Here is a 24,141-nt window from a genome sequence, read left to right on the forward strand (position 1 = left end):
GCCCCTCGCCCCTGCCTGTCAGCCCATTTGCGCAGAGCGCCAAACATCTGTGCTAAAATGCGCAAGTCTCCTGCACAGGCGTGGAATAGGCAGACCGCCAAAAGACGCTACATTTGTCAAAGCCAATCATTCGGAGGCCGCAATGACGATAACGATCACACGCGAAGACACAGGATCTAAAGCCAGCTATCTGGCAAAGGTAGACGGGTTTGAGGGCGAAGGCATCCTAACTATCTCGGTCGCCTCAGGTGCCTTGGTGATTGCCGACCATACCTCGGTTTCTGACGATTTGCGGGGGCAAGGGATCGCAAAAGCACTGGCAGAACGGCTTGTCGCAGATGCCCGAGCCGCGGGGCAAAAGATCCTGCCGCTCTGCCCGTATATGAAGGGCTATATGGACCGCCACCCCGATGAAACGCGCGATGTGCGCGCCTCTTAAGCGAAAGGACAGATCATGAGCTGGAACCCAAGCCAACACCCCGAAGCCACGCTTGAGAATATTGAGACGATGATTGTACCGCGGGCGCGAGACCTTGGTGGTTTCGAAGTGCGCCGTGCTTTGCCTTCGGTCGAGCGCAAGATGGTCGGGCCGTTTGTATTTTTCGACCAGATGGGCCCGGCCGAGTTCATCACCGAGGGCGGCATCGACGTGCGCCCGCATCCTCATATTGGCTTGGGTACGGTGACCTACCTGTATCAGGGCGAATTTGAGCATCGCGACTCTTTGGGCACCCACCAGATGATCTATCCCGGCGAGGTGAACTGGATGTTGGCAGGCCGAGGCGTGACCCATTCCGAACGCACCTCGGACGAGACCCGCGCGACGCGACACTCGCTGTTTGGGATCCAGACCTGGGTCGCGCTGCCTGAGGACAAAGAGGACATGGCGCCTGACTTTGAGCATCACAAAGAAGCCGCGCTGCCCTATCTACAGGACGGCGGCGCGTCGGTGCGTTTGATCCTTGGGGACGCTTGGGGGGCCGCATCGCCTGTGACCATGCAATCCGAGATCTTCTATGCCGATGTCGTGCTAGAGGCCCACGCGCAGTTCCCCCTGCCCGACAATCACGAAGACCGTGGGATCTATGTCACGCAAGGGTCGATTGAGGTCAGCGGGCAAGTGTTTGAGGTCGGCCAGATGATGGTGTTCCGACCGGGGGACAAGATCTCGATCCGAGCGGGCGCGCAGGGTGCGCGACTGATGGCTCTGGGCGGAGCGACGCTGAACGGGCCGCGCTATATCTGGTGGAACTTTGTGAGCTCTGACAAGGCCAAGATCGAGGCCGCGAAGGAGGCTTGGAAAACCGAGGATTGGGCAAACGGGCCGTTTCACCTGCCGCCCGGTGACACGAAAGAGTTCATTCCGATTTCGGACAAGCAGGATCGTATCAAGATCTAGCGCAAAGCCGCTCTTGCGCCGATCCGAGGGGCGGCATCTGGCCAGTTCTATTTGCCACTTTATGTTTCAGCCCACGTTCTAGTTCGGTGTTGGAGCGAAACCTCACAAATGCGCCGCCCCTGCGGGTCGGGTCGGCGCAAGAGCGGCGGCTTTCGGCCTTGATTCCACTCTAAAAGGAAAAAGCCCGGCCATGGCGGGCCGGGCTTCTCAGTTTCTGGGTTAAACTAGTCTACTTCTGAGCAATCCGCCCATCAGTATAAGGCGTATAAGGACCAACTTTCGCCAGATACTCTGCGGTCACATCCGCGAGGTCCGGGCCGTAGTCATAAGCATTGTCCGCATCGCGGAACATCTTATAGCCGTCACCACCGCCACGCACATAGTTGTTGGACACCAGACCATAGGTCTTGGCTGGATCAATCGCGACGAACTCGCCACCTTCCATGACCATCACCTCTTGGATACGGCCTTCGCCAGCCGCCACAGAGGCATCCCAGGTGAACTTCAGACCCGCGACCTGTGGGAAGCGACCTTTCACTTCTTCGACCTGGCTCACGCCGTTTTCAAGCGCGTCGATCACGGTTTGACCGGACACATAGAAGGTCGACAGCGTGTTCTGGAATGGCAGAACGGTCAGAACTTCACCCATGGTGACCTCGCCTGCGTCAATCGACGCGCGCAGACCACCACCGTTTTGGATAGCGATGGAAATACCCTGGTCCTTCACACGATCCAGCATCGCGTCGGCCACAAGGTTGCCCATGGCGCATTCACCAGTCCGGCAGAACTCACGCGCGCCTTCGACCGCTTCGGCGGTTTCCGCCACAACGCGCTGCTTCATTTCCTCAATCGGTGCGCCCATTTCGGCGATCCGCGCAGCCATTGCTGCATCAGGGGTCACAGAAGCATCCAGCAAGATCGGCTCACCCATTGCAGAGGTCACATTGCCCGCGTCATCAAAGGTGACGGTCAGCTCGCCCAGATACTTGGAATAAGCATAGGCCTGCACCACTGGAACTGCACCAACCATGGTTGGATAGGCGCCCGCCGCGCGGTCAGAGGTGTTGGACAGAAGCGTGTGGGAGTGACCACCCACGACCACATCAATACCAGGCACAGCAGCCGCAATCTCTAGGTCTTTGGCCAGACCAACGTGGTTCAGCGCGATGATTTTGTTGACACCTTCCGCTTCCAGCGCGGCAACATCGGCCTTCAGGCTCTCGATCTCGTCTTGGAAAACCACGTTTTCACCCGGAGAGGAGGTTTCCACGGTATCGACCGCAAGGGCCGAGATAATACCGATCTTTTGGCCACCAACGTTCAGTACAACGTGGTTCGACACTTTGCCGTTCAGCGCTGGTTCCGAGGTCAAATCAAGGTTGCCAGAGATCACAGGGAAAGACACGGTGTCCACGAATGCCTCAAGGCCTTCGGGGCCGTCATCAAACTCGTGGTTGCCCACGGCCATGACGTCATAGCCGATCGCTTCCATAAACTCGGCCTCAGCCGCACCCTTGTAGGTGGTGTAGAACAAAGAGCCCTGGAACGGATCGCCTGCGTCCAGAACAACATAGTTGCTGCCTGCAAGTTCCGAGCGTTTCGCATCAACCGCCGTCTTGATCCGCGCCATACCGCCAAAGCATTTGCCCTCTGCTTCGCCGTCCGCATTACAGGTCGAGTCAAACCGGTTGATCGACTCAACCCGGCTGTGAATGTCGTTGGTATGCAAAATAGTCAGCGTATAATCCGCCGACGCCATACCCGCAGTGAGCGCCAAACCCGCTGCAGTAAAGAGTAGTTTAGACATCTTTTTTTCTCCCATATTATCGTTAACGTCTAATAAAGAGCCACGCTTTCAAAGCTCTTTGAAAAAGACAAACACCCAAGCCGAAATAGACTTTCAACTTTAACAGTATAATGACATCTCGCGCGACTTGACCATTCTTGACGTTACGGGCATGTCAGCGCCATGCAGATTTATAAAATCCTCCGCTCTGATGAATGGAGCGACCTGAAAACTAACGGAGAATCCCAAGGGGCTCCGATTGATATCGCTGATGGCTTTGTGCATTTCTCGACCGCTGCGCAGGCCGAAGAGACCGCTAAGCGGCATTTTGCTGGTGTGGACGGGCTGTTGTTACTGGCGCTGGATGGTGAAAAATTGGGCGAAGCCCTAAAATGGGAACCTTCACGGGGCGGCGATTTGTTTCCGCATCTTTATGGGACTCTGCGACTCGCCGATGTGCTCTGGGCACAGCCCTTGCCCTTGGTTGACGGCGCGCATCAGTTTCCGGCCGGAGGCATGGAATGAATTTCCTCGAACGGCTGGGTATGCCCCTGCTCTATCGCTTTGATCCAGAGACTGCGCATGGGCTTGCGATCAAATCATTGCAGTTGGGTCTGGCCGCCTCTCCGGGGCTGGTGACGTCGCCTCGGATGCGCACGACTGTAGCAGGCCTGGATCTGACAAACCCGTTGGGATTGGCGGCTGGGTTTGACAAGAACGCGGAGGCTTTGCTCGGGTTGTCGCGGGCTGGCTTTGGGTTCTTTGAGGTTGGCGCAGCGACCCCGCGCGCGCAGCCGGGCAATCCGAAACCGCGCCTGTTTCGCCTGACCGAAGATCAAGCCGCCATCAACCGATTTGGCTTTAATAATCAGGGTATGGAAGCGATTGCCGCGCGGCTGGCAAAACGCCCACGCGATGCGGTTCTGGGCTTGAACCTTGGGGCCAACAAAGACAGCGACGACCGCGCGGCGGATTTCGCCAAAGTCCTCGCCCATTGCGGCAATCACCTCGACTTCGCGACGGTGAATGTCAGCTCTCCGAACACCGAGAAACTGCGCGATCTGCAGGGCAAAGAGGCCCTCTCCGCGCTCCTTTCCGGAGTGCTCGAGGTGCGCGATACGCTCAATCGCAAGATCCCGATTTTCCTGAAGATCGCGCCTGATCTGACCGAGGCAGAGATCGAAGCGATCGCCGAGGTTGCGCTTGAGCTAAAGATCGACGCCGTGATCGCCACGAATACCACTCTGGATCGCGCGGGCCTGCAGTCGCAGCATCGCGACGAAATGGGCGGGCTGTCCGGCGCGCCGCTGTTTGAAAAATCCACGCGCGTGTTGGCGCGGCTGTCCTATGTGACCGAAGGCAAATTGCCGTTGATCGGGGTCGGGGGCGTTTCTAACGCAGAACAAGCCTACGCCAAGATCTGCGCGGGCGCATCTGCCGTGCAACTTTACACAGCCTTGGTCTACGGCGGCCTGTCGATGGTGCAGGATATCCTCGTGGGCCTGGACCGGCTGATCGAACAAGACGGCTTTGCCAATGTGTCTGAGGCCGTTGGCACCAAACGGAGTGACTGGCTATGACCACCATCTGGCACAACCCGCGCTGCTCAAAATCCCGCGCGACTTTGGCAATTGTCGAGGAACACGGGCCGGTGGAGATCCGCAAATACCTTGAGGACGCGCCAAACGAGGCGGACATTCGGGACGTGCTGGCTCAGCTCGGCATTCCAGCGATCCAACTGATGCGCACAGGGGAAGCCGAATTTAAAGAGCTCGGCCTCTCCAAGACGGACAGCGACGAGGTGCTGATTGCTGCCATGGCCAAGGCTCCGAAATTGATCGAACGCCCTGTGGTCATCACCGACAAGGGCGCGCGCATCGGTCGCCCTCCTGAAAGCGTGAAAGAGATCCTCTAGGCGACAGATCTCTCAAGCCCCGGATACTTCAGCCCCAAAGTGATCCCCCGTGCGATAAAGGAAATGATCAGCGCGGACCAAAGCCCGTCGTTGCCGTAAACGGGCACCAAGGCCAAGACCGCAGCGATATAGATCACAAAAGACACCGCCATCATGTTGCGCATGTCCCGCCCGCGCGTTGCGCCTATGAAGATGCCATCAAACATCCAGGCGACAAAGCCCGTGACCGGAGCCAAGACCATCCACCACAAATACTGGCGCGCCACGTCTTGCACATCGGCTGACTTGGCCATGACATCGATCAAATACCCGCCGCCCAGCGCAAAGCCGAGCGCCAGAAAGACACAAGTCACCCCGCCCCAGAACATGCAATAGCGCGCTGCCTTGCGCACACGGGCGCGGTTGGATTGCCCAATCGCGCGCGCAATAAGGGCCTCGGCTGCAAAGGCAAACCCATCCATCGCGTAAGCCGTGATATGCAGGAACTGGGTCAGGACTTCGTTTGCCGCCAAAGTCACATCGCCGAAACGCGCGCCGATGAAGACAAAGCTTGTGAAGATCGCCATTAGCATGGCTGAACGGATCAGGATATCGAGGTTCAGAACCATCATCCGCGTGACCTTCTCGCGGTCAAACACCCGCAGCCAATTGCGCCATTCCACGTTGTCAAAGGCATCGCGACAATACCAAAGCGCGAAGACCGCACCGGTGAACTCCGCGATCACGGTTGCAAAGGCAACGCCCTGCACGCCCCAGCCCAGCCCGAGGACAAACCAAAGGTCCAAGACGATATTGATCCCGTTCATCACGAGTTGAATCCAAAAGACCCCCGAGGTGCGCTCCATCGCGACAAGCCATCCAGTCAGCGCATAAACCGCAATTGCGAAAGGAGCCGTCCAGATGCGAATGCGTAGATATGAGGCCGCGAGAGTCTCCACCTCCTCAGAGGCAGGCGACAAGGCAAATGCGCCGCGGAAGAGCAAGGCCTGCAACACAATCAACCCGACGCCCGCGGTGCCTGCGATCATCAGAGAGCGGGTCAGAATGGCCGAGACTTCGGCGCTATCCCCTGCCCCATTGGCCTGACCGACCAAACCGGCCGTGCCCATGCGCAAAAAGCCAAAGAACCAATAGAGCGTCGTCAGAATGATCGCGCCCATGCCGACAGCCCCAATCGGAGCCGCTTCGCCCATCTGCCCCACAACGCCAACGTCAACCGCCCCAAGAATGGGCACCGTGGCGTTGGACAGCACAATGGGTACGGCGATCTTCAGCACGCGGCGGTGGGTGATCTCCGCTTGCTGGGTCATGGCTTAAACGTTGTCCTGCCGCTGAGGCATCAGGAAGTGACCTGTGGCTTGCACATAAGGCCTGCTGCGTTGATCCTGCCAGGCTTCGACAAACACAGACGCATAACGGCGGCCCGAACGGTTCAGAGTTGCGCGCGCATAGGAATCCCGAGGCAGACCGGTGCGCAGATAATCGACCGAGAAATCAATCGTCTTGGGCAGACGCGGCAACTTGCCCTCCTCCAGTTCTTCCAATGACAAGGCGCCTGACTCCATGTCTTCCCACAGGGTGCTCCAGCTCAGAACAATCAGAGCTGTGGCCTCTAGAAAGGCAGCAGAGGCCCCGCCATGCAAGGCGGGCAGCATCGGATTGCCAATCAAGCTGTCATTATATGGCATGATGGCCGTGACTTCATCGCCCCGACGGTCGAACTGAAACCCCATGAAACTGTAGTACGGAATATTGGACACCAGCGCTTTCAGCACGGCATCGCGACGTTGCTTGACGACTTGGACGGGTTCTGGGCGAGGTCTGCTCATCACTTGTGCTCCATCGTAAAGGCGCCAGTGGCGGTGGCCACAGGGTTTTCCATATCGTCATCAAAGGCGCGCGCGCGCACGAAGGCCACCGAACGGGTCATGTGATAGACCTCAGCAAAGGCCGATATCCTTTGCCCTGGCTCTGCCCCGCGCATGTAATCAATCCGCAAATCCATCGTTGCCGTACGTGCTGGTGCTTTCGGGTGAGTCAGAACCGCAGCACCACAACAGGTGTCCAAAAGGGCTGACACAGCGCCACCGGAAATCACTTTGGATTCAGGGTCTCCGATAAAGCGTTCGTCGTAGTCCATCGCAATTCCCGCGGTTCCATCCTCAAGCGAAATGAACTCCATCCCCAAGGCGGCCGAATGCGGCAGAGCTTTGATAAATTGTTGTGCGATCTTAGTTTTATCGACCATAGCTACTTTCCCAACGTCACAACTGTTGCCCTTAGTGAACACTGGGCCTAAATTCCCCGCAAGGGAGAATACTCATGACCGAACGTCTAACTTTCAAAGAGATGTGTGCGAAATTCGACGTAACGCCTCGGACTTTGCGGTACTATGAGTATATCGAACTCCTGCAGCCAGAGCGCGAAGGGCGCAGCCGGTTCTACGGCCCCAAGGAAAGCGCGCGCATGACGTTGATTCTGCGCGGGCGTAAGTTTGGCATCAAACTTGAAGAGATGCGTCAGTGGCTGCTGATCTATGAAAAAGAAGGCACCCAAGCACAGATGCGTGCCTTTCTGGATATGGCCGACAACCAGCTTGCGAATCTCCATGAGCAACGCGCTCAGCTGGATGAAGCCATCGAAGAGCTCTCTGCGCTGCGCGCCGAAACAGCGTCAAACCTCGACTAATTCCCTCCCCTACGATTGCCAAAACGGTTGAACTGCGTCCAGCTTTCAAGTTGACGTAAGTCGACGCTACGTCAACTTCACTTGTGACGTAGCGTATCGCTTACGTAAACGTAAACTAATTCCTAGATATTGTTCAGACCCACGTAACCGACCGTTTTGTTAGCGCGAGGAAATGACATGACCGAAGACACTTTGACCATCCGTCAGATGTGCGATGCATTCGACGTGACCCCGCGGACGCTGCGTTTTTACGAAGCGAAGGAACTATTGTTCCCGATCCGCGACGGCCAGAAACGCCTGTTCACGCGCCGCGATCGCGCGCGGCTTAAGCTGATCCTGCGCGGCAAGCGTTTTGGCTTTTCGCTCGAGGAAATCCGCCAGTTGCTGAACCTCTATGACGTAGGTGACCAGCAACAGACCCAATACGAACGCACCTATGAGATCGCCAAAGGCCATCTTGAGGGCATGGAACGTCAGCGCGAAGAGCTGGACGAAGCCATCGCCGATCTCAAGGCCCAGCTCAAATGGGGAGAACGCATGTTGTCCTCGTTTAACAACCAGAAAAAAGCAGCAGAGTAAAAAGCTCCGGAGGAGAAGAGATGCCAAGCTATGTAGCCCCAGTAAAGGACGCACAGTACATTTTGCACGATGTCCTGAAGGTTTCTGAAAGCAAAACCCCTGGGTATGACGAGTTAGACGCGGATTTCACAAATGCCATCCTCGAAGAGGCCGGCAAACTGACCAGCGAAGTCCTCGCCCCCCTGAATGTTGTGGGCGACAAGGAGGGCTGCCGTCTGGAAAACGGTGTGGTCTATACGCCCAAAGGCTTCAAAGACGCCTTCGAAATGGTGAAAGAAGGCGGCTGGACTGGTCTGGACATGCCCGAGGAATTCGGCGGGCAGAATATGCCAGCGGTCATCGGCAGCGCAGTTGGCGAATTCTTCTCCGGTGCCAACCAAGCCTTCACCATGTATCAGGGCCTGACCCACGGCGCGGCCTCTGCGATCCTTGCGCATGGCACCGACGAGCAGAAAGCCACCTATCTGCCAAACATGGTCAGCTGTGAATGGACCGGCACCATGAACCTGACCGAGCCACATTGCGGCACCGATCTGGGCTTGATGCGCACCAAAGCAGAGCCTCAGGACGATGGGTCCTACAAGGTATCCGGCCAGAAGATCTTTATCTCGGCGGGCGAGCACGACATGGCGGATAACATCATCCACCTCGTACTTGCGAAAATTCCGGGCGGCCCTGAAGGCATCAAGGGCGTGTCCCTCTTCATCGTTCCGAAGTTCATGGTCAACGAAGATGGCTCTCTGGGCGCGCGCAATGGCGTGTCCGTCGGCAATATCGAAGAGAAGATGGGCATCCACGGCAACTCGACTTGTGTGATGAACTATGACGAGGCGACCGGCTATCTGCTGGGGGACATGCACAAAGGCATGCGCGCTATGTTCACCATGATGAACGAAGCCCGTCTGGGCGTTGCGATGCAGGGTCTGGCACAATCCGAGGTCGCCTATCAGAACGCTCTGATCTACGCGAAAGACCGTCTGCAAGGTCGTGACGTCACTGGTGTGAAGAACCCCGATGGCCCAGCCGATCCGCTGATCGTCCATCCAGATATCCGCCGTTCCTTGATGGATCAAAAGTCCTTTAACGAAGGCGCCCGCGCCTTCACGCTCTGGGGCGCAACCCTGCTGGACGACGCGCATCGCAATGGCGACAAAGACGCAGATGGTCTGATTTCTCTGCTGACGCCTGTTCTGAAAGGTTTTCTGACTGACGAAGGCTACGACATGACCGTGCTGGCACAGCAGGTCTACGGTGGTCACGGCTATATCGAAGAATGGGGCATGAGCCAGTTCACGCGCGACGCCCGCATTGCAATGATCTACGAAGGTGCAAACGGCGTTCAGGCGCTGGACCTTGTGGGCCGCAAACTGGCGGCAGATGGCGGCAAACACGTCATGGCTTTCTTTGAGCTGGTGAAAAACTTCTGCAAAGAACAAGGCGCGGATGAGACCATGGCTGATTTCGTCGAGCCGCTGAAGACCGCGTCCAAACACCTTCAGTCTGCGGGCATGTTCTTCATGCAAAACGGTATGAAAAACCCGAATGCAGCACTCTCTGGGTCCTATGACTTCATGCACCTCTTTGGGCATGTATGCTTGGGTCTGATGTGGGGTAAAATGGCGCGTGCGTCGCTGGATGCGCTGGCAAATGGCACGTCCGACACCACGTTCCATGAAACCAAACTGGCCACCGCGCGCTACTATATGGCCCGCCGCCTGCCCGCCACTGCGATGCACCTTGCGCGCATCGAAAGCGGCGCGGATCCGGTGATGGCTCTGGACGCGGAGGCATTCTAAGCCACGATGCCCAAACGTTTTCGCCTGACCCGCCGAGTACCGATTGCCATGACCGAGGACGCCTATCGTCGTCTCAAGTCCTTTGCAGCAGAGGCGGGTCTGGACGAAGGAGAAGCCATTTCCTTTGTCTTTGAGAACTTTGACGGCATCACAGATGAAGAAGGCCTTTTGCATCGGCTGCGCCGGTTCAATCTGGAATTGGACGGGCGCAAGAAATGAGTGTCAGCGTTACAGGAGTTCTGGGGATTTGAGTATTTGGAGCAAGATGAAATCCGGGATCCCCCCACTTCGCACCGCGCGGAGAGATGGGTGCGAAATGGGGTTTCACCTTGCACGGCCATCGGCTCTCCAGCCTGTACCGCGACGTCAGGGAAACCGATCTTGGTTAAGCAACTCTAAAGACCCACATTCATCTTGCGAAAAATACTCCGCGGGGGCGGGTTAAAATCGCAGATTTTGACCCCGGGGGTGCGAAACCCCCGCCGCGACATTTAAGACTGGGAGGCACATATGACGATTAAACTCTACTGCTTTGGCGAAAGCGGTAACGCCTATAAGGCGGCGCTGGCTTTGGAGCTGTCGGGGCTCGAGTGGGAGCCGGTCTATGTGGATTTCTTCGGCGGCGAAGCGCGCAGCGAAGACTATTTGTCCAACGTCAATGAAATGGGCGAAGTGCCTGTACTTGTGGACGGCGACGTCAAGCTCACGCAGTCCGGCGTCATTCAACAGTACATCACGGACAAAACCGGCAAGTTTGGTGGCAGCTCAGATGCCGAGCGCTATGAAATCCTGCGCTGGGTGCTGTTTGATAACCACAAACTTTCCAGCCAGAACGGTGTGACACGCTTTCTGATGAACTTCCTGCCCGAGGACAAACGTCCGGCGCAGGCCATTGGCTTTCTGCAAGGACGTCTGCAAGCCGCCTATAAGGTCCTGAACACCCATCTTGAGGGCCGCGATTGGATCGTTGGCGATGGCCTGACCAACGCCGATATCTCTTGCTGCGGCTATCTCTTCTACCCTGAGCCCTACGGATTTGTCCGCGCCGATTGGCCGAACATCGATCGCTGGCTCAGCAACATCGAAAACACACCGGGATGGAAACACCCCTACGATCTTATGCCCGGTCACCCAAGTGACCGTGGCCTGTAACTTTAAAAATTAGGAGGCAAGTATGACCGAAGCCTATATCTATGACGCCGCGCGCACCCCGCGGGGCAAGGGGCGCAAGGATGGATCCTTGCACGAGGTGACCTCGCTCGCCCTGTCTGCGCAAATGCTGAACGCGGTGAAATCCCGCAATGATCTGCCGGGCGACGCCATTGAAGACGTGATCTGGGGCAATGTGACCCAAGTCATGGAAAACGGCGGCTGTCTGGCACGCGCCTCGGTTCTGCTGTCTGATTTTGATCAGTCGGTGCCGGGTCTGGCGATCAACCGTTTCTGTGCTTCCGGTATGGAAGCTGTGAACCTCGCAGCCAACCAAGTCAAAGGCGGCGCAGGCGATGCTTATATCGCGGGCGGCTGTGAGGTCATGAGCCGGGTGGCGATGGGCTCGGATGGCGCGGCGATGGCCGTGGATCCACGCATCGCGATGGGCGAGAACTTTATGCCTCAGGGTGTTTCTGCCGACCTGATCGCAACCGAATATGGCTTTACTCGAGAAGATTGCGACGCATTTGCTGCGCAATCTCAGGCACGCGCAGCCGCCGCTTGGGAAGACCGCCGTTTTGACAAATCCATCGTGCCAGTGACCGACATCAACGGCCTGACCATTCTGGATCATGATGAATACATGCGTCCGGGCACCACTGCCGAAGACCTTGGCAAACTCAAGGCCTCTTTCCAGGAAATGGGCGAAGTCATGCCGGGTTTCGACAAGGTCGCTCTGATGAAATACCCGCATCTGGAGCGCGTGAACCACGTGCACCACGCGGGCAACAGCTCTGGCATCGTGGATGGCGCGACGGCGATCCTGATCGGCAACAAAGAGTTCGGTGAAAAGCACGGTCTCACACCGCGCGCGCGCATCAAAGCGAACGCCAAGATCGGCTCGGAACCAACCATCAACCTTACTGGCCCTGTTCCCGTCACCGAGAAAATCCTCGCCGAGAACGGCATGTCCATCAACGACATCGACCTCTTTGAAGTGAACGAAGCCTTTGCGGCCGTGGTTCTACGTTTCTTGCAGGCCTTCCAGGTGGATGACGCCAAAGTCAACGTGAACGGCGGAGCCATCGCCATGGGTCACCCGCTGGGCGCAACAGGCGCGATGATCATCGGCACGCTTCTGGACGAGCTTGAGCGTCAGGACAAAGAAGTCGGTCTGGCAACCCTTTGTGTGGCTGCGGGCATGGGCTCTGCCACCATCATCGAACGCGTCTAAGGAGAGAGATCATGAGCGATTTTAGCTACGCATTGGACGCAGACGGCGTTGGCGTCATCACGTGGGACACCGTTGGCAAGTCCATGAATGTCATGAACCAGCAAGGGTTCATGGATCTGGACACTATGGTGGATGCAGCCCTCGCGGATGAGGCCTGTAAGGGCATCATCATCACCTCAGGCAAGCCCGGCTCTTTTGCCGGCGGCATGGACCTGAACATCATCGCGAAGATGAAAGAAATGGCCGGCGGCTCGCCTGAGCAAGGCCTGATGGATGGTCTGATGCAGACCCACGGCATCCTGCGCAAAATCGAGCGCGCGGGGATGGATCCGAAAACCAACAAGGGCGGCAAGCCGATTGCATGTGTGCTGCCGGGCACGGCTCTGGGCATTGGGTTTGAGATCCCTCTGGCCTGCCACCGTATCTTTGCAGCCGACAATCCAAAGGCCAAGATCGGCCTGCCGGAAATCATGGTTGGTATCTTCCCGGGTATGGGCGGCACCACGCGTTTGACTCGCAAGCTGGGCGCGATGGCGGCTTCTCCGTTCCTGCTGCAGGGTAAGCTCTCTGATCCGAAGAAAGCCAAATCCGCAGGATTGATTGATGAGGTCTCCGAGGATCCGATGGCCGATGCAAAGGCGTGGGTTCTGTCGGAACCAAAGATCGTCAAACCTTGGGACGAAAAAGGCTATAAAATGCCAGGCGGCGCGCCTTATCACCCTGCAGGTTTCATGACCTTTGTCGGTGCAAACGCCATGGTCAATGGCAACACGCAAGGTGTTTACCCGGCGGCCAAAGCGATGTTGTCTGCGGTCTACGAAGGCGCTCTGGTGCCCTTTGACACTGCAATCAAGATCGAGGCACGCTGGTTCACCCATGTTCTGATGAACCCAAGCAGCTCTGCCATGATCCGCAGCCTCTTCATCAACAAAGAGGCCTTGGAGAAAGGCGCGAACCGTCCAGCTGTTGCCGATCAGACCGTCAAGAAGGTTGGTGTTCTGGGCGCAGGTATGATGGGCGCAGGAATCGCATTGGTTTCCGCCAAAGCGGGCATCGAGGTCGTTCTGATCGACCGCGACCAGGAGGCCGCCGACAAGGGAAAAGCCTATATCGAAGCCTTTGCCGACAAGGGCATCGCGCGTAAGAAATCCACGCCCGAGCAGAAAGAAAAGATGCTGGGTCTGGTCAACGCGACCGCGGATCTTGAGACTCTGAAAGGTTGTGATCTGATCGTTGAGGCTGTCTTTGAGGATGTGGGCGTCAAGGCCGAGATGACCAAGAAGGTTGAGGCCATCGTGGGCGAAGATTGCGTCTTTGCCACAAACACCTCGACCCTTCCGATCACCGAACTGGCGAAAGCATCACAGCGGGCGGATAAGTTCATCGGCATCCACTTCTTCTCGCCTGTAGAGAAAATGATGCTGGTTGAGATCATCAAAGGCCGCGAGACCGGCGATGTGGCCGTGGCCAAAGCGCTCGACTTTGTGCGTCAGATCAAGAAGACACCAATCGTCGTCAATGACGCGCGCTTCTTCTACGCCAACCGCTGCATCATCCCATACATCAACGAAGGCATCCGCATGGTCACCGAAGGCGTCGCGCCTGCGCTGATCGAGAATGCGGCCAAAATGCTGGGCATGCCTCTGGGTCCGCTGCAGCTGACCGATGAGACTTCGATTGATCTGGGCGTCAAAATCGCCAAGGCCACGAAAGATGCCATGGGGGCTGATTATGACGATGCCTGCGACGAGATCCTGTTCTGGATGTTTGACGAAGGCCGTCTGGGTCGCAAAGCCAACGCGGGCTTTTATTCCTACAGCGAGAAAGGCAAACGCGAAGGGCTCTGGACCGGACTGGGCGAGAAATACGCACTCTCGTCCGAGCAGCCTTCGCTGATCGAAGTCCAGAACCGCTTGATGTTCGCACAGGTGCTGGAAGCGGTCCGCGCGCTGGAAGAAGGCGTGCTGGAAGACATCCGCGAAGGCGATGTCGGCGCGATCCTGGGCTGGGGCTTTGCGCCTTGGTCGGGTGGTCCCTTCTCTTGGCTCGATATCGTGGGCGCGGAATGGGCGGCAGAGACCTGCGATGCCCTTACTGAGGCCCATGGCGCACGTTTTGCCACCCCTGCCCTGTTGCGGGATATGGCGGCGAAAGGTCAGGACTTCTATGGCCGCTTTGGGCCACAGGCTGCGGCGGCGTAATCGCTGTCACATCTTGGAAAAGCCCCGGTCCCTCGGCCGGGGCTTTTTCGTCTTAGAAACTGTATTTGAATCGTGCGATGTCTTCGGCGCAGACGTCGGCAACCGCTGCGCTGGTTTTCTCGTCATAATAGGCGCGATAGTCGGCTTTGCGGTCAGAGGCATTGACCCGCGACAGCGACAAGGAAAACCCGAGGTGGTCAAACAGCGGTTGCGCGTCCTCTTCGAAATTTTCGATCCGAATGAAACAGGACGCGCGCTCGTGGCCTCGAAGCGTCAGATAGCTGGCGTAGGGACTAGACCTGAAGCTCTTCATCGTCTGCGGATGTTGCGCAAAGCCCTGAAACTCTAGCTCTTGCGCCAATGTCACGGCCGGATGCGCGAAGCTCTGATCCTTTAGCCAGTGGTAGTAACTTACCATGCGATCCCACGGGTTCCGCACCAGGGTGAAGGTAAAATAAGAGCCAATCTCTTCAGCGCTCACCAACCCCTCAATGTCGCTTAAAGTCGAATGTTTCCACAAGCGCCCCGCTGCCTGAACGTCCTTCAACCGCCGCCGCCGTTTTAGCGCTTTGGGCGTGTCTCCAAGCATCAGATCATCCTTCATCGCCCGCCCCTCAAGCGCCAGCGCCATCGCTGTGCCCGCTGTCTTGGGAATATGCACAAAGATATATCTGCGTCCGTGCGAAATGATCATGGACGGCACGTTACATCTGCGCCTGCACCGATGAAAGAGCGAAGCGCTTGACAGAGGCCAGCCCCCTCGCTCATGTAAACCACCGCAGTTCTACGGACCGGATTTCTACCAGCTATCAACAGCGGGTAAGGCCCTGATAGAACGCAGGCAAATGGACATGAGGGAGGCGTTCCATGGGCTGGATGAAAGATGAAACCGGACTTGGCAAAACCGAGGCCAATTTTGTACCGCTGACCCCGCTCAGCCATTTGCGCCGCGCGGTTCAGGTGTTTCCGGATCGTCTGGCCAATGTCTACGGCGACCACCGCAAGACCTATGTGGAATATTATGAACGCTGCACGCGCTTTGCCTCGGCTCTGGTGAAAATGGGCGTTCAGCCCGGTGACGTTGTGGCAACGCTTTTGCCCAACATACCCGCGCAATGTGAAGCGAGCTTTGGTGTGCCAGCCTCAGGTGCGGTCCTGAACACGACTAACACGCGTCTGGATGCCTCGACCGTTGGCTATATTTTTGACCACGGAGAAGCCAAAGTCGTGCTGGTAGACACTAGCCTTTTGCCCCTCGTTCAGGCCTCGATTGAGAAAATGGAAGGCCCGGCCCCAACCATCATCGAAGTCGCAGACCCCCAAGCAGGCTTTCCGCCAAGCGGCGATCACGTCGAGTACGAAGACTTCGTCGCAGGCGGTGACGCGGATTTCGACTGGATCATGCCTGAGGATGAGTGGGAAAGCCTTGCGCTGAACTACACCTCGGGCACCACGGGTCGTCCCAAGGGCGTGGTCTATCACCACCGCGGCGCCTATCTTATGACCATGGGCACCGTCGTGTCCTGGCGTCTGACCCTGCATCCTGTCTATCTGACGATCGTGCCGCTGTTTCATTGCAACGGCTGGAACCACACCTGGATGATGCCGGTTCTGGGCGGCACCGTGGTCTGCTGCCGCGACATCACGGCCAAGAACGTCTTTGACGCCATCGCCGATGAAGGCGTGACTCACATGGGCGGGGCTCCGATTGTTCTGAACGCCTTGGTCAATTCGCCGGCCGAAGACCGTCGAGACTTTGACCACATTGTCGAGACCTACACCGCGGGCGCACCCCCTGCCCCAGCAACCCTCGCGAAAATCGAAGAGCTCGGGTTTAATATCACCCATGTTTACGGTCTGACCGAAACCTATGGGCACGTGACTGAATGCTATTGGAAAGGCGGCGATTGGGACGACATGAGCACCGCCGAAGTCGCAGCGCGTAAGAGTCAGCAAGGCGTGGCCTTCCCGATGATGGAACCTGTGATTGTGCGCGACAGCGAGCATAATCCGGTTCCTATGGACGGTACAACGCAGGGCGAAATCGCCATTCGCGGCAACTCGGTCATGAAGGGGTATTTGAAGAACCCCGAGGCCACCGAAGAGGCCTTCAAAGGCGGGTATTTCAACTCTGGCGACATCGCTGTGCAGCACCCAGACAGCTATATCCAGATCGCCGACCGCGCCAAGGACATCATCATTTCCGGTGGCGAAAACATCAGTTCAGTCGAAGTCGAGGGCGTTCTCATGGAGCACCCGGACGTTCTGCTCGCGGCTGTGGTTGCAAAGAACGACGAGAAATGGGGCGAAGTGCCTTGCGCCTTCGTCGAACTCAAACCCGGCGCGACTGCCACGGACAAAGATCTGATTGCCTTCAGCCGCGAGACGCTGGCGGGCTTCAAAGCCCCCAAACATGTGCTGTTCCAAGAGCTGCCGAAAACTTCGACCGGCAAAATCCAAAAGTTCGAGCTGCGCAAAATCGCAAACGGCGACTAAATCTACCGCGTGGGCGTGATTGCCCACGCTATCCTTTCGCGCTAAACTGGCATCAACAAAGATGGCAGAGCAGCCACGCACATGAGCACCGCATTTGAAAAATATCAGAGGCTAGAGGCCTCAGCCCTTTGGCGTGAAACGCCCGAGGCGCAGCGTCGTGAGGTCATTATCTCGATCGGGGACGCGAGCCTTTTGATCTCTGACATGCAGGATCGCCCGCTGTCCCATTGGTCTCTGACGGCTGTGGAACGCGCGAACCCGGGCAAGACCCCTGCGATTTTCATTCCCGGCGGCGACGATTCAGAAAGCCTTGAGCTGGCAGAAAACGAGGTCGAGATGGTCGAGGCCATCGATACGCTCCGTAAAGCCCTGCATCGCGGAAAACCCCGCCCCGGACGCCTTAGGTGGGCGATCCTTTTGGGCAGCGTCGCTGCTTTGGCTGCTGGCCTGACCCTCTGGCTTCCGAACGCATTGCGCAGCCATGTTGTTGGGCTTGTACCGGATCTGAACCGCGTGGTGATCGGCAATGATGTGATCGGACATCTGGAACGTACGACAGGATCTGTCTGTCACTCGGGCCTTGGCGATCAAGCCCTGAAGAAACTCGCGCAAACCATTGGCGTGTCTGAAATTCTCGTCGTTCCGGGGGGCGTGAAATCCACAGCCTCTTTGCCGGGTACGGCCTTGGTCGTTGGGCGCAGTATCGTCGAAGACTTTGACGACCCGGCCGCCGCCATTGGGTTCATGCTGGCCGAAGCCAAATTCGCAGAGGAAAACGATCCACTGGAACGCATCCTCGAATTTGGCGGCGTGACCGAGAGTTTCCGTCTGCTCACCTCGGGTCAATTGGCCCCCGAGACCCTGTCAGCCTACGCCGAACATCTGGCGATCTCGCCCGCCGGCAAAGCCTCGGATACAGCGCTGATCGAAGGATTTTCGGAGCTTGGCCTATCGGCCAGCCCCTACGCCTATGCGCTTGATATATCTGGGGAAACCACGCTCAATCTGATCGAAGCCGATGCGGTCATCACCCAAGGCGCGCCAATCCTCACAGATGGTGAATGGGTCGCATTGCAGGATATCTGCGCGACTTAGACTTACCTGATGTAGGCGTTGTGAAAACCTGCCGAGCGGGCTTTGCTCAATGCCGACTGCGCGGCCGCATGCGAATGAAACGGTCCCGCCAGAACCATGCGCACCTCTTGATAGCCCTGACGCTGTTTCCCGATCCGCACTGGCAGCCCCATGCTACGCACGCGTTTGGCCACTCGCTGGGCGTCCTCTGAGGAGCCATAGGCCGCCACCTGCACATAGGTGTTCGGCGTGATCACCATTGTGTTGCCGCCGCCATAGCTGCGCGTGCTCATCGTCGTTTTAGTCGAGACCGCACCCGGTTTATGCGCGACCATCGGGATTTTGCTGGTGTCCCACACCCCGGCCATCGCCTGCTGGCCGTTGATGGTCTGAACACCGCGGTTCGGGTTCAGGCGATCATCCTTCCAAACCGTGCGGTATCCGGCAGGAGGCTCAACGACCTGCTTGGCTTCTTGATGAGATTGATAGAGATGTTGCGGGATCACATGCGTATTGCCCGCGACGTGACCCGATTTCACGGTTTGGCCGGGGTACACGCCTGCGGTCACTACCATCTGACCATTGTGATCCTGATAGCTTGGCATCTTGTATCCACTGCTTGGGGCGGTGAGGCCTCCATTCAGGGCCTGGGTCTGGGATCCACAGCGCACATTCGCGGTCGGGTGGCTCAGGTATTGGCGGCTTTGAGCGGACAGATGCGCGCAGCCGTCTCCGGCATGTGCGACTTGCGGCGCTGGCGCGATGGCTGCGGGCTGATGCACGACAACGGGTCGTGCAGGAGCAACGCGCGGCGAGGGTATGCGCACTACTGGCTTTGGTTTCGGCGCAGCAGCAACGGTCACAGGCTTCGGTGCAGGTGCCGTCGGGGTGATTTCGATAATCTCAGGTTCGTCTGCAACGGCAACGGTTGTCGTTCCGCCTACACCGGTCGGCTGCATACCACAGACCAGCTTGCGGTCGCGGGTCACGCGCGGCACCCAGCTGGTCGACCCATCCACGCCTGCGCGGATGAACACACAGCCACGGCTGTCCACATATTGGTTGCCCTTGAACGACGCCGGAGGCACTTCGGCGGGCACGCCGTCATCGCGCAAAGAACGCGCCTCAACAGCTGTGGCCAACGTCATCGCGGCCAAAAGCGTGTAGGAGAGTGTTTTTTTGAACTGCATCGTGCCCCCACAAGATATGGGGACACTTTAGACGCAAAACCCTAAATGAGTAAAGCTCTACTAGAAGGCTTCACGAAAAACTTGAACGGGTTATTTGGTGCCAAACATGCGGTCTCCCGCATCGCCAAGACCGGGCACGATATAGCCTTTTTCATTGAGGCAATCGTCCAATGCGGCGGTGACAATCGGCACATCCGGATGCGCTTCTTTCATGCGCGCAACACCTTCGGGCGCGGCCAAAAGGCAGAGGAAACGGATATTGGTCGCGCCGGCCTTCTTGAGCATATCAATCGCAGCGACCGAAGAATTGCCCGTTGCGAGCATCGGGTCCACCGCGATCACCAAGCGTTTATCCATCTCAGACGGTACTTTGAAATAGTATTCAACCGGCTCCAAAGTCTCCTCGTCGCGGTAAAGACCCACAAAGCCAACCCGCGCAGAGGGGATCAGATCCAGCATGCCATCCAGCAAGCCATTGCCCGCCCGCAAAATCGACACCAATGCCAGCTTTCGACCCGCCAAAACGGGCGCGTCCATCTCTTGCATAGGGGTTTCGATCTTGCGCATCTCAATCGGCAAGGGGCGTGTGACCTCATAGGCCAAAAGCTGGCTGATCTCGCGCAACAGCTGGCGGAACTCAGAGGTCGAGGTCTCTTTCCTGCGCATCAGAGTGAGTTTGTGCTGAACCAGCGGGTGATCGACGACGGTCAGATGATCGTTCATGCGGCCTCCAGGCGTTTGAGGATTGTGGCGCGGGTGTCTTCATCGCAGAAGGCCGCGCGCGCGGCGGTTTGGTTGATTTCGGCGAAGACGTCGGCGTCCCAGCCATGGGCTGCGGCGAGCATGTCGTATTCGCGGCGCATGGTGGTGCCAAAGAAGGGCGGATCGTCGGTCGAGACGGTCACTTTGACACCGGCGGCGCGCAGTCTCTGGATCGGGTGGGCCGCGAAATCCTTGTAGAGGCCAAGGACGACGTTAGAGCCGGGGCAGACCTCAAGCGTGATGTCTCGGGCAACAATTTCCTCCACCAGTTTGGGGTCTTCGATCGCGCGCACACCATGGCCGATGCGCTCGACGTTCAGGTCGCGAATGGCTTCCCAGACGCTTTCGGGGCCGCCGAATTCCCCGGCGTGGGTGGTCAGTTTGAGGCCAGCTTCGCGTGCCATATCAAAGGAATAGGCGAAATCGCCCTGATGGCCTTTGCCCTCGTCTCCGCCCATGCCAAAGCCGACGATCCAATCACCTGCGGTTTCCGCAGCACAAAGGGCTGTGCGCTTTGCGGTTTCAGGGCCTTCGTGGCGGATGCAGGTGACAACACCGCGCAGAGTAATGCCATGGGTGGTTTCGGCACGGTCGGCGGCCTCTTGGATAGCGTGTAGATACTCACGCCACGCCGCCAGATCGCCGCCGCCGCAGAACTCTGGCGAGAGGAAACTTTCCACGTAAACCACACCATTTGCCGCGCATTCTTCGAGCACGGCGGTGGTCAATCGGCCAAAATCCTCGGGTGTTTGCAGCACAGCCGTCGCCGCCTCATAGGTGCGCAGGAAATTCACGAAATCCGTGAATTTGTAGTTGCCGTGATCGTCAAACACGCCGGTCAAATCGACCTTCTTTTCATGCGCTAACTGACGCACAAAAGCAGGCGGGGCAGCCCCTTCATGGTGCAAATGCAATTCGACTTTTGGCAGGTCAGCGACGCTCATAGAAAACTCCGTCCGGGCCCTTGGGAAGGGATATTTAGGTGATGCGCGACAGTGGCGGCCACATCAGCAAAGGCAATATGCCCCGCCGAGCCCTGCCCAACGCCATAACACAGAACAGGCACGCATTCACGGGTGTGGTCAGTGCCGCTCCAGCTGGGGTCATTGCCGTGGTCCGCGGTTAGGATCAAGAGATCCCCCTCGCGCAGTTTGGGAAGCAGCTTGGCGATTTCACCGTCAAACCACTCCAGCGCGCGGGCATAGCCTGAGATATCGCGACGATGGCCATAGAGGCTGTCGAATTCGACAAAATTCGCGAAGGTCAGGCTGCCGTCCACGGCCTCATCCGCAAGCCGATGCAAATTGCTCATCAACGCCTTGTCATCGCCCTTGTGGACCTCATCAATGCCCTGCATCGAAAAGATATCTCCTATCTTTCCAATGGCATAGACGTGGCGACCCGCATCCTGAACCCAATTGGTCAGAATTGGACTGGGGGGCGTGATCGCATAGTCCTTGCGGTTGGTGGTACGGGTGAAACCGACCTTGGCGTCGCCTTTGAAGGGACGGGCGATGACGCGGCCGACCTTCATCTCATGCAGCATCGGCGCGATGGCGTCACAGAAGGCATAGAGGCGGCTTAGGCCGAAAGTATCCTCATGGGCCGCGACTTGAAACACACTGTCGGCCGAGGTGTAGCAGATTGGAAAACCCGTTTGCATATGCAGGGCGCCAAGCTCTTGGATGATCTGTGTGCCTGAGGCGTGGCAATTGCCAAGGATACCGTCCACACCGCCGATTTTGGTGATCTGATCCACCATAGATTTGTCAAATGCGGGCCGCGCATCGGGAAAGTAATGCCAATCCCAAGGCACAGGCAAACCGGCGAGTTCCCAATGGCCCGAGGGTGTGTCCTTACCCATTGACGCCTCGTGCGCCACGGCCCAGAACCCGTTCACCTGTGCCTTAAACCCAGGGAGCACGTCTTCTGAGGACGCGCGCACCGCCGCCCCTAGACCCAGCCCCTCAAGAGTGGGCAGCCGCATCGGTCCGTCCCGTCCCTCATTGGCGCGCCCCTCAGCGCAGGCCTGCGCGATATGGGCGACGGTATTGGAACCCGTGTCGGGACGGTCCTGGTTGAAAAAGCGATCTGCGTCCTTTGCGCCCCCAATCCCAACGCTATCCATCACCACAAGAAACACTCGGCTCATGCGCCGATCCTTTCGTGGATGAGCGGCGGGATGTCGGGAGACGTATCGCTGATTTCAATCGCCGCGAGCACCTGCCGTGCCGCACGGTCCGCCGCATCCTCGCGCGCCGCGTGGATGCGCAGCAATGGTTGGCCTTTGCTGACCTTTGCGCCCAATTCAACCACGTCAGACAGGCCAACGGCGGGGTTCACCAAATCGCTTTCCACCTGACGCCCGCCCCCAAGGTCGATCACCGCGAGGCCCAATGCTTCGCCATCAAAGCTTGCGATAAATCCTGCTTTGGGTGCCGGAAATTCGCGGATTACAGAGGCCTCGGGCAGGAACCGCCGCCAGTTTTCGGTGAAGGCCACAGGGCCACCCTGCGCATAGATCATCTTGCCAAAGGCCTCAGCCGCGCGTCCGGTTGAGACAGCTTCAACGATCATCGCAACACCTGTTTCCACGCCTTTGGCCAAGCCAGCATTGTCCAGCAGAACGCCACCAAGCGCGGCGGACAACTCCAGCAATCGCCCGCCCTGCCCGTCGCAAAGCACCTTCATAACTTCGGCGATTTCCAGGGCATTCCCAAGAGACGGCGCAAGCGGCGCGCTCATGTCAGAAATCACGGCCGTCGTCGGGCATCCCGCCAAATCCGCAGTCTGGACAAGCGAGCTTGCAAGCGCGCGTGCCTCATCGGGGGATTTCATCAAAGCGCCCGATCCGAGCTTTACGTCGAGCACAAGATGCTCTAGCCCCGCCGCAAGTTTCTTGGACAGGATCGACGCGGTGATCAGATCGAGGCTCTCCACCGTCGCCGTCACATCCCGCACCGCATAAAGGCGTTTATCCGCGGGCGCAATATTTGCCGATGCGCTGACAATTGCTGCCCCAGCTTCGTCGACAACTCGGCGGAAAGCGGGTTCATCCAGATCGACCCGCAAGCCCGGGATCGCTTCCAACTTGTCGAGCGTGCCGCCAGTATGTCCCAGGCCTCGCCCCGAGATCATTGGAATATAAGCCCCGCAAGCCGCCAAAGCAGGTGCAAGGACCAAGGACACACAATCACCGATCCCGCCCGTAGAGTGTTTATCCACCACCGGCCCCGGCAAATCCCAGCTTAAACAATCGCCACTGTCGCGCATCGCTACGGTCAAATCGGACCGTGCCTGAGCCCCAAGCCCATTGAGGCAGACCGCCATTGCAAAAGCACCCGCCTGCGCATCACTCACAGACTGATCAGACAGCCCGACCGCGAACCATGCAAGTTCTTCGGCCGTTGGCACCTCGCCCATGCGTAGTTTCGCAATGATTGCGCGGGCGTCCATTAGGTTTTCTCGAGGTATTCGTCGGAAAACACGCCTGGGATCAATTCCGCAATCGTGGACGATTGCTCTATCCCGCCAAGCGTCGCCATCGTCACCACCACATCACCCGCGCCAAATTCGGACAGTTTCTGGCGGCAGCCGCCGCAAGGTGACACCGGCAAAGGCGCATCCGCGACCACATAGACTTCGGTCAGCTTGGTTTGCCCCGCGGCCACCATCGCGGCGATCGCTCCGGCCTCGGCGCAGGTGCCTTCTGGATAGGCCGCATTTTCCACGTTACAGCCGACATAGACCTCTCCGTCAGCGCCCCGAATGGCGGCCCCAACTTTGAAGTTAGAATATGGCGCATAGGCCATTTCGCGCACAGCCAATGCCTGATCTTTCATGCTCATTCCCTGTCTCCTGTGAGGCCC

The 24,141-nt window shown here is 57.9% G+C and carries 25 protein-coding genes; 14 read left to right on the forward strand and 11 right to left on the reverse strand.

Going from position 1 to position 24,141, the window contains the following annotated elements:
- The first annotated feature begins 142 nt into the window (after window positions 1–142).
- Both HZ995_RS00810 and HZ995_RS00815 read left to right on the forward strand, forming a co-directional pair.
- A complete protein-coding gene (locus HZ995_RS00810; RefSeq protein ID WP_209356807.1) occupies window positions 143–439 on the forward strand; it encodes a GNAT family N-acetyltransferase in 297 nt (98 codons plus the stop codon).
- Between the two features lie 15 nt (window positions 440–454).
- Window positions 455–1,399: a pirin family protein gene (locus HZ995_RS00815; protein ID WP_209356808.1), complete on the forward strand. Its 945-nt coding sequence runs from the start codon at window positions 455–457 to the stop codon at window positions 1,397–1,399.
- Window positions 1,400–1,628: 229 nt separating this feature from the next.
- Here HZ995_RS00815 and HZ995_RS00820 read toward each other — a convergent pair whose 3' ends face one another.
- A complete protein-coding gene (locus tag HZ995_RS00820) occupies window positions 1,629–3,206 on the reverse strand; it encodes a bifunctional metallophosphatase/5'-nucleotidase (RefSeq protein WP_209356809.1) in 1,578 nt (525 codons plus the stop codon).
- Between the two features lie 162 nt (window positions 3,207–3,368).
- Between HZ995_RS00820 and HZ995_RS00825 the strand changes: the two genes are divergently transcribed.
- Genes HZ995_RS00825 through arsC form a run of 3 tightly spaced genes read left to right on the forward strand, consistent with a single transcriptional unit; the run spans window position 3,369 to window position 5,100 of the window.
- Complete coding sequence (locus HZ995_RS00825; protein WP_209356810.1) at window positions 3,369–3,710, forward strand: DUF952 domain-containing protein; 342 nt, start codon at window positions 3,369–3,371, stop codon at window positions 3,708–3,710.
- Window positions 3,707–4,765 carry a quinone-dependent dihydroorotate dehydrogenase gene (locus tag HZ995_RS00830; protein WP_209356811.1) on the forward strand — a complete coding sequence of 353 codons (1,059 nt, stop codon included), beginning with the start codon at window positions 3,707–3,709 and terminating at the stop codon, window positions 4,763–4,765. The genes HZ995_RS00825 and HZ995_RS00830 overlap by 4 nt, the downstream gene beginning before the upstream one ends.
- Complete coding sequence (arsC, locus tag HZ995_RS00835) at window positions 4,762–5,100, forward strand: arsenate reductase (glutaredoxin) (RefSeq protein WP_209356812.1); 339 nt, start codon at window positions 4,762–4,764, stop codon at window positions 5,098–5,100. The genes HZ995_RS00830 and arsC overlap by 4 nt, the downstream gene beginning before the upstream one ends.
- On the opposite strand, the gene HZ995_RS00840 is transcribed toward arsC, so the two are convergent.
- Genes HZ995_RS00840 through HZ995_RS00850 form a run of 3 tightly spaced genes read right to left on the reverse strand, consistent with a single transcriptional unit; the run spans window position 5,097 to window position 7,348 of the window.
- Entirely contained in the window at window positions 5,097–6,410 is a 1,314-nt protein-coding gene (locus tag HZ995_RS00840) for an MATE family efflux transporter (RefSeq protein ID WP_209356813.1), read from the reverse strand. The genes arsC and HZ995_RS00840 overlap by 4 nt on opposite strands.
- Before the next feature lie 3 nt (window positions 6,411–6,413).
- Window positions 6,414–6,929: a PaaI family thioesterase gene (locus HZ995_RS00845; protein WP_209356814.1), complete on the reverse strand. Its 516-nt coding sequence runs from the start codon at window positions 6,927–6,929 to the stop codon at window positions 6,414–6,416.
- Entirely contained in the window at window positions 6,929–7,348 is a 420-nt protein-coding gene (locus HZ995_RS00850) for a PaaI family thioesterase (protein WP_209356815.1), read from the reverse strand. The genes HZ995_RS00845 and HZ995_RS00850 overlap by 1 nt, the downstream gene beginning before the upstream one ends.
- Before the next feature lie 74 nt (window positions 7,349–7,422).
- Between HZ995_RS00850 and HZ995_RS00855 the strand changes: the two genes are divergently transcribed.
- From HZ995_RS00855 to HZ995_RS00885, 7 genes are all read left to right on the forward strand, one after another.
- On the forward strand, window positions 7,423–7,788 hold the full coding sequence (locus HZ995_RS00855; RefSeq protein WP_209356816.1) for a MerR family transcriptional regulator: 366 nt from the start codon (window positions 7,423–7,425) through the stop codon (window positions 7,786–7,788).
- A gap of 177 nt (window positions 7,789–7,965) precedes the next feature.
- Window positions 7,966–8,367, forward strand: coding sequence for a MerR family transcriptional regulator (locus tag HZ995_RS00860; protein ID WP_209356817.1), 402 nt, complete (start codon window positions 7,966–7,968; stop codon window positions 8,365–8,367).
- A gap of 20 nt (window positions 8,368–8,387) precedes the next feature.
- On the forward strand, window positions 8,388–10,163 hold the full coding sequence (locus tag HZ995_RS00865; protein ID WP_209356818.1) for an acyl-CoA dehydrogenase C-terminal domain-containing protein: 1,776 nt from the start codon (window positions 8,388–8,390) through the stop codon (window positions 10,161–10,163).
- A gap of 6 nt (window positions 10,164–10,169) precedes the next feature.
- The gene (locus HZ995_RS00870) at window positions 10,170–10,382 is read left to right on the forward strand and encodes a hypothetical protein (protein WP_209356819.1); all 213 of its coding nucleotides are present in this window, start codon (window positions 10,170–10,172) and stop codon (window positions 10,380–10,382) included.
- A 291-nt stretch (window positions 10,383–10,673) separates the two neighbouring features.
- Window positions 10,674–11,315, forward strand: coding sequence for a glutathione S-transferase family protein (locus HZ995_RS00875; protein WP_209356820.1), 642 nt, complete (start codon window positions 10,674–10,676; stop codon window positions 11,313–11,315).
- 22 nt (window positions 11,316–11,337) lie between these two features.
- Window positions 11,338–12,549, forward strand: a complete 1,212-nt coding sequence (locus HZ995_RS00880) for an acetyl-CoA C-acetyltransferase (RefSeq protein WP_209356821.1) — start codon at window positions 11,338–11,340, stop codon at window positions 12,547–12,549.
- Window positions 12,550–12,560: 11 nt separating this feature from the next.
- Window positions 12,561–14,750, forward strand: coding sequence for a 3-hydroxyacyl-CoA dehydrogenase NAD-binding domain-containing protein (locus tag HZ995_RS00885; RefSeq protein ID WP_209356822.1), 2,190 nt, complete (start codon window positions 12,561–12,563; stop codon window positions 14,748–14,750).
- 52 nt (window positions 14,751–14,802) lie between these two features.
- On the opposite strand, the gene HZ995_RS00890 is transcribed toward HZ995_RS00885, so the two are convergent.
- Complete coding sequence (locus tag HZ995_RS00890) at window positions 14,803–15,444, reverse strand: sulfotransferase family 2 domain-containing protein (protein WP_209356823.1); 642 nt, start codon at window positions 15,442–15,444, stop codon at window positions 14,803–14,805.
- 173 nt (window positions 15,445–15,617) lie between these two features.
- Here HZ995_RS00890 and HZ995_RS00895 point away from each other — a divergent pair, with 173 nt between their 5' ends.
- Complete coding sequence (locus HZ995_RS00895) at window positions 15,618–17,246, forward strand: AMP-binding protein (protein WP_209356824.1); 1,629 nt, start codon at window positions 15,618–15,620, stop codon at window positions 17,244–17,246.
- 81 nt (window positions 17,247–17,327) lie between these two features.
- The gene (locus HZ995_RS00900) at window positions 17,328–18,341 is read left to right on the forward strand and encodes a hypothetical protein (RefSeq protein ID WP_209356825.1); all 1,014 of its coding nucleotides are present in this window, start codon (window positions 17,328–17,330) and stop codon (window positions 18,339–18,341) included.
- A gap of 2 nt (window positions 18,342–18,343) precedes the next feature.
- Here the strand turns inward: HZ995_RS00900 and HZ995_RS00905 are convergent, their stop codons facing one another.
- From HZ995_RS00905 to HZ995_RS00930, 6 genes are all read right to left on the reverse strand, one after another.
- Complete coding sequence (locus HZ995_RS00905) at window positions 18,344–19,510, reverse strand: SPOR domain-containing protein (RefSeq protein ID WP_209356826.1); 1,167 nt, start codon at window positions 19,508–19,510, stop codon at window positions 18,344–18,346.
- 90 nt (window positions 19,511–19,600) lie between these two features.
- Window positions 19,601–20,233, reverse strand: a complete 633-nt coding sequence (upp, locus tag HZ995_RS00910; RefSeq protein WP_209356827.1) for a uracil phosphoribosyltransferase — start codon at window positions 20,231–20,233, stop codon at window positions 19,601–19,603.
- Entirely contained in the window at window positions 20,230–21,216 is a 987-nt protein-coding gene (locus HZ995_RS00915; protein ID WP_209356828.1) for an adenosine deaminase, read from the reverse strand. Before HZ995_RS00915 ends, upp begins: the two co-directional genes overlap by 4 nt.
- The gene (locus HZ995_RS00920; protein ID WP_209356829.1) at window positions 21,213–22,424 is read right to left on the reverse strand and encodes a phosphopentomutase; all 1,212 of its coding nucleotides are present in this window, start codon (window positions 22,422–22,424) and stop codon (window positions 21,213–21,215) included. Before HZ995_RS00920 ends, HZ995_RS00915 begins: the two co-directional genes overlap by 4 nt.
- Window positions 22,421–23,728, reverse strand: a complete 1,308-nt coding sequence (locus tag HZ995_RS00925) for a thymidine phosphorylase (RefSeq protein ID WP_209356830.1) — start codon at window positions 23,726–23,728, stop codon at window positions 22,421–22,423. The genes HZ995_RS00920 and HZ995_RS00925 overlap by 4 nt, the downstream gene beginning before the upstream one ends.
- Entirely contained in the window at window positions 23,728–24,120 is a 393-nt protein-coding gene (locus tag HZ995_RS00930) for a cytidine deaminase (protein ID WP_209356831.1), read from the reverse strand. The genes HZ995_RS00925 and HZ995_RS00930 overlap by 1 nt, the downstream gene beginning before the upstream one ends.
- Window positions 24,121–24,141: the final 21 nt, after the last annotated feature.

Source organism: Cognatishimia activa, from assembly GCF_017798205.1.
GTDB classification, from domain to species: domain Bacteria; phylum Pseudomonadota; class Alphaproteobacteria; order Rhodobacterales; family Rhodobacteraceae; genus Cognatishimia; species Cognatishimia activa_A.